Here is an 11,022-nt window from a genome sequence, read left to right as displayed (position 1 = left end):
GCGGAATTGGTAGACGCACTACCTTGAGGTGGTAGCGGGGAGACCCGTGGAGGTTCGAGTCCTCTTGACCGCACCAACTTTCGGCACGCTCGTGTCGAAGACGAAAAGGCCCCTTTCCGGGGCCTTTTTTGTTGGCCAGGGAGGTCGCCGCCGCAGGCGGTCGAACCATCGTCATACGCTCCTGAAACAAGCGTCCGGGATCAACCGCCAAGCGATTCTTCGAGAAAGTCTTTTAGGCGCATTGCATGGGCCCGCCCGCGCACCTAAAAGGCGGCAACCCACCTTCAGAGGACGGCTGATGCTGGAAGTCGAAGACAAGACGCCGCTCCCGAAGCCCGATGGGCCCAAACCCGAATCCCTGGCCTTCAGGGATGAGGAAGGTGAGCTCAATCCGGAATTCCTGGCCGCCGCCGCCGACGCCATCGAGGCGTCAGAGGTCGAGCGCCTTCAGAAGCTCGTCGAAGACTTCCACGAATCCGAACTGGGCGATCTTCTCGAAGCTCTCGAGCCGGACCAGCGCCCTCGCCTCATCGAGCTTCTCGGGACGTCTTTCGACTTCGCCGCCCTGACCGAGGTGGACGAGGCGGTCCGCGAGGAGATCCTGGAGGAGCTCGAAACCGCGACCGTCGCGGAGGGCGTGCGCGACCTCGATTCCGACGATGCCATTACCATTCTCGAGAGTCTCCCCGAGGAGGAAAAGGCCGAGGTTCTCGATCAGCTCCCGGCGATCGAGCGCGTCGCGCTGCAACGGTCCCTCGACTATCCGGAAGACAGCGCCGGGCGGCGCATGCAGACCGAGTTCATTGCCGTGCCGCCCTTCTGGACGGTGGGGCAGACCATCGACTTCATGCGCGAGACCGAGGATCTGCCGGAGACCTTCTACGAGATCTTCGTGATCGACCCGGCCGCGCACCTGCTCGGATCGGTGCCTCTGGACCGGCTTCTGCGCTCCAAGCGCCCGGTCACGATCCAGGACATCATGAACGCCGAGCCCGACCGGGTGGAGGCCACGGAGCACCAGGAGGAGGTGGCGCGCCTGTTCGAGCGCTACAACCTGGTGTCGGCAGCCGTTGTCGACGAGGCCGGCCGGCTCGTCGGCGTGATCCTGGTCGACGACATCGTCGACGTGCTCGAGGAAGAGGCCGACGCCGACATCAAGCAGCTCGGTGGCGTGAAATCGGACGAGGAGCTCTCCGACACGGTCTTCTACATCCAGCGGAGCCGGTTCCCCTGGCTGTTCGCCAACATGTGCACCGCCTTCCTGGCCGCGAGCGTGATCCGGCTCTTCGAGGGCTCGCTCGAGCGGATGGTGGCGCTCGCCATCCTCATGCCCATCGTGGCATCCATGGGCGGCAATGCCGGCACCCAGACCATGACGGTCGCCGTCAGGGCCCTCGCCACCCGCGAGCTCGGCCGGTCCAACGCCTGGCGCATCATCCGCCGCGAGGCGACGGTCGGCCTGCTCAACGGGCTGGTCTTCGCCGTCATCCTGGGAAGCCTCGCGGGGCTCTGGTTCCAATCCTGGCAGCTCGGCTTCGTCATCGGCCTCGCCCTCATCACGGTCCTGATCTTCGCGGCGCTCGGAGGGATCTTCGTGCCGCTCACGCTCAACCGGTTCGGCGTCGACCCTGCCGTATCGTCAGGGCCGTTCGTCACCAGCATCACGGACATCGTCGGCTTCTTCGCCTTTTTGGGTATCGCAACGGCCTGGTTTCACCTGTAAGCTTGTTTCGCAGCGCTGTCGTAAGGGCCTGTTAACGCTCTTGCGTCATCTCTGGTGTGCTCCAGTCCTGCGTACAATACAGTTGAACCGATGAAGACTCGCCGCCGCTCCTCCAGCCGCTCCAAGAGTTCCGGCCTGAAGACATTCGTCCAGGCTGCTCGGTTCAGCGCGCTCGCCGTCGTCGCCCTGGGGCTCGCCTCCTGCGCGATCATGCCCTCGTCGAGCCGCTACCCGACCAAGGGCGATGCCCGCCCGCACGACGGCGTCGCGACCGCTCACCGGCTTCCGATCCACGGGGTCGACATCTCCAAGTGGCAGGGCGATGTCGACTGGGCGGCCCTGCGCCAGGCCGGCACGCAGTTCGCCTTCATCAAGGCGACCGAGGGCGGCGACCACATCGACAGCAAGTTCCACGAGAACTGGCAGGCCGCCAGGAGAGCGGGCGTTCCGCGCGGCGCCTATCATTTCGTGTACTGGTGCCGCCCTGCCCACGAGCAGGCGGCCTGGTTCAAGCGCAACGTGCCCCAGGATCCCGATGCCCTCCCGCCGGTCCTCGACGTGGAGTGGAACGGGCAATCGGTGAACTGCCCGAAGAAGGTTCCGCGCGAACAGGCGCTCGCCATGATCGACGTGATGCTGCGCGAGATGGAAGCCCATACGGGCAAGCGGCCGATCATCTATACCGACATCACCTTCCATAAGGAAATTCTGGAAGGCGAGTACAACGACTACCCCTACTGGATCCGCAGCACGGCCGCCGAGCCCCACGTGCGCTACAACAACCGCCGCTGGACCTTCTGGCAGTTCACGACCACGGGCCGGGTGCCCGGCGTGAGGGGCGACGTGGACCGCAACACCTTCTACGGCACGGAGAACCAGTGGCGCATGTTCGTCCAGAGCGCCTGCGACCCCCGCGACCACAGCCGCCTGAGCCAGCAGGGCGTCTGCCGCACCATGGATGCAGTCCAGACGGCGAGCGCTGAAGTTACGGAGTAACTTTAGCCTAGACAGCCTTACGCGTAGAGAAACCTACCCAAATCGATCTGGGTAGATTATCCCAGGTTCAGCAGTGAGATCGGTTGACGTTATATTATAACACTGCTTAATTGTCGCAGCTTGAGACTTTTGGAGCTCGACATGCCCTTTCATATCCCACCCCCAGATCCGACGACCCCTCGTCCCACCACAGGCAATGACATTATCGACGGCACCAATGGCAACGATGTCCTGGAGGCCTATATCGGCAATGATCTTCTGCGGGCGGGAGCCGGCAACGATATCCTCGTCGCCTCCGTCGGCAACCATACTCTCGAAGGCGGATTGGGCGACGATCAATATGTGCTGACAAGCAGCGCCAGTACGTATCTGATCAACGACGTCGGCGGCACGGATACAATCGACTTCGCTCCCTACACGCTGAAGGGCGTCTATCGGGTTGGCGCAGGAGGCGCGGCCGATCCTTCGGGCAACGATCTCTACCTCGTCTTTTCCGCCTTCACTGTGACGGTCCGAAACTATTTCGTCACGGGTGGGAATGGTGGCCATATTGAGGCCCTGAGGTTCAACTCCTACTCTCCGTTCGAAGAAAGCGTCACATGGCAGATGGGCGATGTCTTGAACGCCCTGCAGCAATCGTGGCCCTCCATGGAAGACGAGTTCCTTTACGCCGATCCGACGGGGCTTCCCACCCTGCTGGATGGCGGGCTCGGGAACGATTACCTCCACAGCTATTTCGCTAATGACACCTTGCTGGGTGGTGCAGGCAACGACACCCTTCTGGGCAGTCGCGGCGACAACATTCTCCAAGGCGGCACCGGAGACGATTTGTACAAGATGGAAGAAACCGGCGGCACGGACATTTTGTTCGACGAGGGTGGGAATGACAGAGCCCTCGTCGCTTATATCGTCTCGAAATTCGATCGCACCGGCGACGATCTCTGCATCACATCAACTCATAACAGCAAGCTGACAATCAAGAATTATTTCTCGGAAGCTCCCGGCACCGCAAAGGGCTTGATCGAGGATCTGTGGCTCGGAGGATACGAGAAGGACTGGTCGATCCCAGGTCGCAACTGGTCTCGTGCCGAGATTTTGGAGGAGATCCAGAAGAACGATCCGGCTGACAACTCGGCAGACACGTCACATGAGGTGGATCCCAAACCTCACAATACCGAGTCGCAAAGCTCACAAGACGATCCTTCCAAGGCAGAGGAGCATATTTTGAGAGCCGATGGAGGGCGCAACGTTCTCGCCGGATCTTCGGAAGCTGACGCGTTCATCTTCTCGAGCGTGAATAAAGCGGGTCTTGGAAAAGATCGGGACATCATCGTCAACTTCGAGCATGGCGTCGACACCATCGACCTCAGTGGCATCGACGCCAACACAAAGGTTGCCGGCAACAACGCCTTCAAGGCGCTTCTGACGGGCAAGAAGCCGTTCACCAAGGCCGGGCAGCTTCATTACGATGCCAAGAAGGGCATCCTCTCCGGCAACACGGACAAGGATGCGGCCGCAGAGTTCCAGATCCAGATCAAGAACAAGCCGGAGCTCCTCAAGCTCAGCGATTTCGTTCTCTGATCGACAGACAGGAACCAACCCTCGAAACTCCCCGGCCCTAGGCTGGGGAGTTTCCGTTTGTCGCCGTTCAGCCAAATTTCTCCGCCTTCCCGCTTGATAAGGGCAGCATTGCTGACCAAAATGATGGATCAGAAAATCGATCCATCGCGTACTCTTGCGAGTCGACGAATGGAACAGGGAGGACACGATGCTGCCGAACGCCGCCAAGGGCTTCAATTTCGATCTCGGCGAAACCGCCGATGCCATCCGCGAGACCGTGCGCGACTTCGCCCAGGAGAGGATCGCCCCGCGGGCGGAGGAGATCGACCGCACGAACCAGTTTCCGCGCGACCTCTGGCCCCAGATGGGCGAGCTCGGCCTGCACGGGATCACGGTCGAAGAGGAGTACGGCGGGGCCGGGCTCGGCTATCTCGAGCATGTGATCGCCATGGAGGAGATCTCCCGGGCGTCGGCTTCCGTCGGCCTGTCCTACGGGGCCCATTCGAACCTCTGCGTCAACCAGATCCGCCGCAACGGCAGCGAGGCGCAGAAGCGCCGTTACCTGCCGAAGCTGATCTCCGGCGAGCATCTCGGTGCGCTCGCCATGTCCGAGCCGGGCTCGGGCTCCGACGTGGTCTCCATGCGCACCCGCGCCGAGAAGCGCGGCGACCGCTACGTGCTCAATGGTAACAAGATGTGGATCACCAACGGCCCGACGGCCGACACCCTCGTGGTCTATGCCAAGACCGATCCGGCGGCCGGCCCGCGCGGCATGACGGCCTTCCTGATCGAGAAGGACTTCAAGGGTTTCTCCACCCACCAGAAGCTCGACAAGCTCGGCATGCGCGGCTCGGACACCTGCGAGCTGGTGTTCGAGGATTGCGAGGTGCCCGCGGAGAACGTGCTCGGTGAGGTCGGCCGGGGGGTCAACGTGCTCATGTCGGGCCTCGATTACGAGCGCGCCGTTCTGGCGGCCGGCTCCACGGGCATTATGCAAGCTTGCATGGATGTGGTCCTCCCCTACATCCACGAGCGCAAGCAGTTCGGACAGGCCATCGGCGAGTTCCAGCTCGTGCAGGGCAAAGTCGCCGACATGTACGTGACCATGAACGCCGCGAAGGCCTATGTCTATGCGGTGGCCAAAGCCTGCGACCGGGGCGAGACCACTCGCGAGGACGCGGCCGGCGCGATCCTCTATGCGGCCGAGAACGCCACCAGAATGGCGCTCGATGCGATCCAGCTTCTCGGCGGCAACGGCTACATCAACGATTATCCGACCGGTCGTCTGCTGCGCGACGCGAAGCTCTATGAGATCGGCGCCGGCACCAGCGAGATCCGCCGCATGCTGATCGGCCGCGAGCTGTTCGCCAAAACCGCATGAGCGGCTCCCTTTCGACGGCACGCCAGGGCTGCTCCCGAGCACCCGGGCGTGACGCTCGGGTGGTGATTTTCATTCAGGCCGATCCAGCTACAGTGAGGCATTCATGGATCACCGCGAGGCCCCGATGACCCTGACGCTGTATGCCCATCCGTTCTCGGCCTACTGCCAGAAGGTCCTGATCGCGCTTTATGAGAACGGCACACCGTTCGAATACCGGACGTTGGGCGACGAGCAGGCCGACGCCGAACTGGCGGCGCTCTGGCCGATCAAGCGCTTCCCCGTGCTCGTGGACGCCGGCCGGACCGTCATGGAAGCCACGATCATCATCGAGCATCTCGGCCTCCATCACCCTGGACCGGTGCGGCTGATCCCGGACGATCCGCGGGAGGCTCTCGACGTGCGGCTAATGGATCGCTTCTTCGACAACTACGTCGCAACCCCGATGCAGAAGATCGTGTTCAACCAAATCCGGCCGGAGACGGACCGGGATCCTTACGGGGTCAAGGAGGCCCGGGCGATGCTCGACCGGGCCTATGGCTGGTTCGACGAGAGACTCGCCGGGCGTGAATGGGCCGCCGGCGGCGCCTTCAGCCTTGCCGATTGTGCGGCGGCTCCGTCTCTTTTCTATGCCGACTGGGCCCATCCTGTCGGCGAGGCGTTCCCACACGTCCTCGATTATCGCAGGAGGCTCCTCGCCCGCCCCTCCTTCGCCCGCGCTGTGGACGAGGCCCGGCCCTATCGCGGGTTCTTTCCGCTCGGAGCCCCGGACCGCGATTGACGCACGACGGGATTGCGCCCGACGGGGCTCCGCCGCGGTAGCGTGCCGGATCCGGGCCCGCTATGAAAGCGTATCTCAACGTCAGGAAACAGCCATGACCCTCGACAAGACCATCGCCGATGCCCTGCGGGCCGCGTCCACCGCCACGATCACCACCGTGCTGCTGAAAAAGGGTGTCCGCCGCTGCTGGATGAAGGGACCGATGCCGGCCTTCAACGCCACGGAAAAGATGGTCGGCCGTGCCTTCACCCTGCGATTCGTGCCTGCCCGCGAGGATCTGGCGACGCCGGAATCCTGGGCCTCCCCGCGCTCCACCCGGGCCGCCATCGAGGACATGCCGGAGGGCTGCATTGCGGTGGTCGATTCCATGGGCGTCACCGATGCGGGCATCTTCGGCGACATCCTGACCGCCCGCATGAAGAAGCGCGGCGTCGCCGCCCTCATCACGGACGGGGTGGTGCGCGATGCGGTCGGCGTCGAGGGGACGAATCTGCCGGTCTGGTGCGCGGGCGTCGCCGCCCCGCCGTCGGTCGCCGGCCTGACCTTCGTGGGCTGGCAGGAGCCCATTGGCTGCGGCGGAGTCGCGATCTTCCCGGATGACGTGATCGTCGCCGACCGGGACGGCGTCGTGGTGATCCCGGCCGCCATGGTGGAAGAGGTCGCCAAGGCGGCCGTCGCCCAGGAGCATTATGAGCTCTGGGTCATGCGCGAAGTCGAGAAAGGCGTTCCCCTCCCCGGCCTGTATCCGCCGAACGCCGAAACCAAGGCGCGCTACGAGGCCGAGTTGAACAAGTCTTAAGTCGACGGGCCCAACGGGTCGCCGCGGGCTCTAAGTCGACAACGGCGCCACGTCATGGCCCGGCTCGTCCCGGCCATCCGGATCGGAAAGGTGCGGCGCTTCACACCATCGGGGTCACCGGCACAAGGCCGGTGACGACGTGGGAAGGTGTTCCAAGCGCAAATCGCCAGGAATGAGGACCCGCGCGTGTTCTACTACCTTTCAAAGGTCACGTGGTTCTTCGCCACGCCGTCCAATCTCCTGATCAGCGTCATCCTGCTGGGGCTGATCCTCGCCCTCGTCAGGCGACTGCGCTCCATCGGCATCGGCCTGAGCCTGATCGCTACCCTTGCGACCATCGCCCTGGGGCTTCTCCCCATCGCCAATTACGTCCTGCTGCCGCTCGAGGAGCGGTTTCCCACCTTCCGGGACGACGGGAGACGCGTGGATGGAATCATCCTGCTCGGCGGATCCGTCGAGGCGGCGGATTCGGCCTCTCGCGGGATGATCGTGTCGAACGAATCGGCGGAGCGTGTCCTCGACACGATCCAACTCGCCCACCGCTACCCGAGCGCCCGGATCCTGATCTCCGGGGGCGGCGGCACGGTCTTCGGCGACGGCGCGGCCGAGGCTCCCATCATCGCGGCCTATCTGAAGAGCATCGGCATCGACCCGACCCGCATCATGGTGGAGGACCGCTCGCGCACGACCTCGGAGAACGCGCTCTTCTCGCGTGACCTGGCGAAGCCGCAGGAGGGCGAGCGCTGGCTTCTCGTGACATCCGCCTGGCACATGCCGCGGGCCGTCGGCGTGTTCGAAAAGGTCGACTTCCCGGTCACGCCCTACCCGGTCGACTTCCGCACCGGCGGCGGGGGCAACAATCACCGCCCCTTCGGCTTCATCTCGGAAGGCCTGCGACGGCTCGATCTGGGCACGAAGGAATGGGCCGGATTGATCGGCTACTACGCGACCGGGCGCACGTCGCGGCTGTTCCCTGGAGCTCAGGATTCCGGACCGGCCGGCAGCGCCAGCCGATAGGTCCCGCGAAAATCATCCGGATCGACCGGACGCCCTTTTCGCAGAATGATGATCCGGCCTTCCTTCATCAGGCGCACCGCCACCTTCCGCACGGGCTGCATCAGGGGGCCCCATCCGTCCGGCTGGTTTCCCCCGATGGCCTGAGCCACGTCGCCTGGACCGATGGTTTTGCCGGGGCCGCGCTCCTCGAGCAGCGCCAGCAGGGCGGCCTCGATTTCCTCGGGCGTTGCGTGCTTAGACATCTGTGGACCTCAAGGCTGCGTGGTGGGCATCCGACAGGAACTGGCGCCGCCACATGACGAGCAGGACGCCGGCCGTGGCCCCGATGAAGAGATAGGCGCTCACGAACCAGCCGAGATAGGCAAGCGAGAAGAAGAAGGCCCGCTGTCCGCGGTTGAAATGCTTGCCGGCCACCGCGTTCATCGCAGCAGCCTGACGGGCGACGGCCAGGGCCTCGTCACGGCTGTTCTCCTTCAGGACGGGCACCGCCCCGACGATGATCGCCATGTAGTTGAAGAGCCGGTAAGACCATGCGAACTTGAAGAAGGCATAGACGAAGATCACCGCGAGCCCGATTACCTTCACGTCCCAGGCCAGCCGTGTCGGAGGCTCTCCGAACGGGAGGTCGGCAAAAAGCGGCAGAACGGAATCCGCCGAGCGCAGCAGGGCCAGAACGCCGCCGATGGCAATGAGTGACGTCGAGGCGAAGAACGCCGTCCCGTTCATCAGGGACGCCATGATCGTGGTGTCGACGATCCGGTTCTCCCGCACCACCATCTGCTCCATCCAGCGATAGCGGTACTGGTTCATAAGCTTGTTCAGGCTTTTCTGCCCGGCCGGCGTGAGCTCGAGCGCGGCGTGGTAGCCGATCCAGGCAATCAGGAAGAAAGCCAGCGCCCCGTAATCGAGATTGGTGAAACCCAGCACCCGTTCCTCCGATTGACTCCGCCGCCATCTTGCCCAGTTTGTGGAAAGCCTCAATGGGGAGCGACGCTACATGCCTCAGACCATCACGCGCGGCTACAAGACATTGCTCGGCGAAGCCAATGCAAAGATCCGGACGCTGTCCATCGCCGAAGCCTTGCCTCTGCACGGCCGCGAGGACGTGGTCTTCGTGGATCTGCGCGACCCCCGGGAGCTCGAGCGGGAGGGCCGCGTGCCCGGGGCCGTGCATTGCCCGCGCGGCATGCTCGAATTCTGGATCGATCCGGAAAGCCCCTACCACAAGCCGGTCTTCGCCCAGGACAAGACCTTCGTGTTCTTCTGCGCAGCCGGGTGGCGCTCGGCGCTCTCGGCTGCCACCGCGCAGGACATGGGCCTGAAGCCGGTTGCCCACGTGGAGGGCGGGTTCACGGCCTGGAAGCAGGCAGGCGGCCCTGTCGAGACCGGCGAGCCGTCGAAGCGTTAAACCGTCCCTCGAATTTCGAAGCGCCCGGACACGTCGAACGCGAGGTCGTCAGGGTCCAGGATCTCGACCTTCTCGACGCGCGACCCCGCGGGCCCCTCCCGGCACGCCTTCAGCATCACCTCGACGAGATTGTCCGGCCCTGAGAACACGGCCTCGACCGTGCCGTCGCGCCGGTTGCGCACCCAGCCCTTCAGCCCATGGAGCTCCGCCTGGTGTTGCGTCCATGCGCGGAAGCTCACGCCCTGGACGTGCCCATGGATCAAAACATGCGACGTTCGGCTCTCGGTCATCGTCCCTCAGCGGTGCGCAGGGCGGGCAAGGTGTGTCACCCGCCGTGATCCTCGTTCAGCGTCTGGATAATACGAACCGCATTCTGCGGATCCATCTCGAACTGGATTTTGTCTGGTCTGAGCCCCCTGGACGCCGGGGGCGTGACCGAAAGCGGCCGGCTCTCAGGCATGGGCCGCATCAGCGAGGCTTGGGAATCGTGCCCGATGGTGCATTCCAGAGGGGTCGGACCTTGGGTTGCGGCTGCGCGGGTGCGGCAGCCTGGGACTTCGGAAGCCAGATGCTCAGGCTCCGGATGTAGTCCTCGGGCAGCCCGGCATGTCGAGCCGCCTCCACCACCCCCTCCATGTAGCCCGGGAGGGGCGTCCCCGGCTTGGTGCTCCGTCCGATATAGACGATCGCCCGGCGCGGCCCCTGCTCCGTCACGACCGGCTGGACGACTTTGGTGTAAAGGCCCGTCGACAGGCTCTCGTAGCGGTCGAGGGCGGGTACGTCGGCCAGGGCCAATTCCCAGACCATGCCCCAGACCGCCCGCTGCGGATCGCGCACCACGGTGGCGTAGCCCTCATCGAAGACGATGAAGCGGTGCCGCATGAGCCGCGCGACGCCGACCGGCTTCGAGGCCGGGCAGCGCTGGAGCATGGCGGCCTGATCCATGTTGGAACCATAGGCGAAGTAGAGGGGCATGAGCTTGAACGCTTCCTTCGTTACCGGCCGCGCCGTCCGGAGGGCCGGGACAAGCCCTGCCTTGACGGGCCGAGTACGGAGTTCGCCGGCAGGCTAACGTCCCAATGTGTCCGCCTTATGCGAATTCCATGATCACCGCGTCGACCGCCAGGCTGTCGCCCTCCTTGGCATGGACCTTCGAGATCGTGCCGTCGCGCTCCGCACGCAGGACATTCTCCATCTTCATGGCCTCCACGATGCAGAGGGGCTCGCCGGCCTTGACCTCTTGGCCCTGACTCACGCTGATCGCCTTCACGAGGCCCGGCATCGGGCAGAGCAGGAGCTTGCCCGTATCGGCCTCCAGCCGCTCCGGCATCAGGGCCGCCAGCTCGGCCTCGCGTTTCGT

General features: G+C 64.2%; 12 protein-coding genes and 1 pseudogene. 8 read left to right on the top strand and 5 right to left on the bottom strand.

The genetic code is table 11. The annotated features are described in order from the left end of the window. Positions 1-298 precede the first annotated feature (298 nt). From mgtE to KBI52_RS04295, 7 genes are all read left to right on the top strand, one after another. Positions 299-1,723, top strand: a complete 1,425-nt coding sequence (mgtE, locus tag KBI52_RS04325) for a magnesium transporter (protein ID WP_210805593.1) — start codon at positions 299-301, stop codon at positions 1,721-1,723. 90 nt (positions 1,724-1,813) lie between these two features. Further along, a complete protein-coding gene (locus KBI52_RS04320; protein WP_210805591.1) occupies positions 1,814-2,719 on the top strand; it encodes a GH25 family lysozyme in 906 nt (301 codons plus the stop codon). A gap of 141 nt (positions 2,720-2,860) precedes the next feature. Continuing rightward, positions 2,861-4,300, top strand: coding sequence for a calcium-binding protein (locus KBI52_RS04315; protein WP_210805589.1), 1,440 nt, complete (start codon positions 2,861-2,863; stop codon positions 4,298-4,300). Between the two features lie 187 nt (positions 4,301-4,487). Continuing rightward, on the top strand, positions 4,488-5,660 hold the full coding sequence (locus KBI52_RS04310; RefSeq protein WP_173947497.1) for an isovaleryl-CoA dehydrogenase: 1,173 nt from the start codon (positions 4,488-4,490) through the stop codon (positions 5,658-5,660). A 124-nt stretch (positions 5,661-5,784) separates the two neighbouring features. Then, positions 5,785-6,438 carry a glutathione S-transferase family protein gene (locus KBI52_RS04305; RefSeq protein WP_173947498.1) on the top strand — a complete coding sequence of 218 codons (654 nt, stop codon included), beginning with the start codon at positions 5,785-5,787 and terminating at the stop codon, positions 6,436-6,438. Positions 6,439-6,532: 94 nt separating this feature from the next. Beyond that, positions 6,533-7,237 carry a ribonuclease activity regulator RraA gene (locus KBI52_RS04300; protein WP_210805587.1) on the top strand — a complete coding sequence of 235 codons (705 nt, stop codon included), beginning with the start codon at positions 6,533-6,535 and terminating at the stop codon, positions 7,235-7,237. 147 nt (positions 7,238-7,384) lie between these two features. Further along, on the top strand, positions 7,385-8,254 hold the full coding sequence (locus KBI52_RS04295; protein WP_262266347.1) for a YdcF family protein: 870 nt from the start codon (positions 7,385-7,387) through the stop codon (positions 8,252-8,254). Here the strand turns inward: KBI52_RS04295 and KBI52_RS04290 are convergent. Together KBI52_RS04290 and KBI52_RS04285 are read right to left on the bottom strand one after the other, a co-directional pair. Continuing rightward, positions 8,218-8,496, bottom strand: coding sequence for a DUF3253 domain-containing protein (locus tag KBI52_RS04290; RefSeq protein WP_210805585.1), 279 nt, complete (start codon positions 8,494-8,496; stop codon positions 8,218-8,220). The two genes, KBI52_RS04295 and KBI52_RS04290, sit on opposite strands and share 37 nt — an antisense overlap. Continuing rightward, entirely contained in the window at positions 8,489-9,181 is a 693-nt protein-coding gene (locus KBI52_RS04285; protein WP_210805583.1) for a DUF599 domain-containing protein, read from the bottom strand. Before KBI52_RS04285 ends, KBI52_RS04290 begins: the two co-directional genes overlap by 8 nt. Before the next feature lie 70 nt (positions 9,182-9,251). On the opposite strand from KBI52_RS04285, the gene KBI52_RS04280 reads away from it, so the two are divergent. Further along, complete coding sequence (locus KBI52_RS04280) at positions 9,252-9,662, top strand: rhodanese-like domain-containing protein (protein ID WP_210805581.1); 411 nt, start codon at positions 9,252-9,254, stop codon at positions 9,660-9,662. Here the strand turns inward: KBI52_RS04280 and KBI52_RS04275 are convergent. From KBI52_RS04275 to KBI52_RS04265, 3 genes and pseudogenes are all read right to left on the bottom strand, one after another. Further along, on the bottom strand, positions 9,659-9,952 hold the full coding sequence (locus KBI52_RS04275; RefSeq protein ID WP_173947504.1) for an acylphosphatase: 294 nt from the start codon (positions 9,950-9,952) through the stop codon (positions 9,659-9,661). The genes KBI52_RS04280 and KBI52_RS04275 overlap by 4 nt on opposite strands. A gap of 271 nt (positions 9,953-10,223) precedes the next feature. Beyond that, positions 10,224-10,637, bottom strand: a pseudogene (locus KBI52_RS04270) (gamma-glutamylcyclotransferase family protein); the annotation flags it as partial. Between the two features lie 115 nt (positions 10,638-10,752). Then, positions 10,753-11,022, bottom strand: a 270-nt coding sequence (locus tag KBI52_RS04265) for a biotin/lipoyl-containing protein (RefSeq protein WP_210805577.1), incomplete at its 5' end; no start/stop codon positions are given.

This window comes from Microvirga sp. HBU67558 (assembly GCF_018069605.1).
Lineage (GTDB): Bacteria > Pseudomonadota > Alphaproteobacteria > Rhizobiales > Beijerinckiaceae > Microvirga > Microvirga terrae.
Note: the sequence above shows the minus strand (reverse complement) of the source record. Positions and strands in the feature narration are given on the sequence as shown.

Excerpts from the sequence above, each read along its gene's own strand:
- KBI52_RS04315 (WP_210805589.1), top strand. The coding sequence starts at position 2,861 with ATGCCCTTTCATATCCCACCCCCAGATCCGACGACCCCTCGTCCCACC.
- KBI52_RS04280 (WP_210805581.1), top strand. The coding sequence starts at position 9,252 with ATGCCTCAGACCATCACGCGCGGCTACAAGACATTGCTCGGCGAAGCC.
- KBI52_RS04300 (WP_210805587.1), top strand. The coding sequence starts at position 6,533 with ATGACCCTCGACAAGACCATCGCCGATGCCCTGCGGGCCGCGTCCACC.
- KBI52_RS04310 (WP_173947497.1), top strand. The coding sequence starts at position 4,488 with ATGCTGCCGAACGCCGCCAAGGGCTTCAATTTCGATCTCGGCGAAACC.
- KBI52_RS04290 (WP_210805585.1), bottom strand. The coding sequence starts at position 8,496 with ATGTCTAAGCACGCAACGCCCGAGGAAATCGAGGCCGCCCTGCTGGCG.
- KBI52_RS04305 (WP_173947498.1), top strand. The coding sequence starts at position 5,785 with ATGACCCTGACGCTGTATGCCCATCCGTTCTCGGCCTACTGCCAGAAG.
- KBI52_RS04320 (WP_210805591.1), top strand. The coding sequence starts at position 1,814 with ATGAAGACTCGCCGCCGCTCCTCCAGCCGCTCCAAGAGTTCCGGCCTG.
- KBI52_RS04275 (WP_173947504.1), bottom strand. The coding sequence starts at position 9,952 with ATGACCGAGAGCCGAACGTCGCATGTTTTGATCCATGGGCACGTCCAG.
- mgtE (WP_210805593.1), top strand. The coding sequence starts at position 299 with ATGCTGGAAGTCGAAGACAAGACGCCGCTCCCGAAGCCCGATGGGCCC.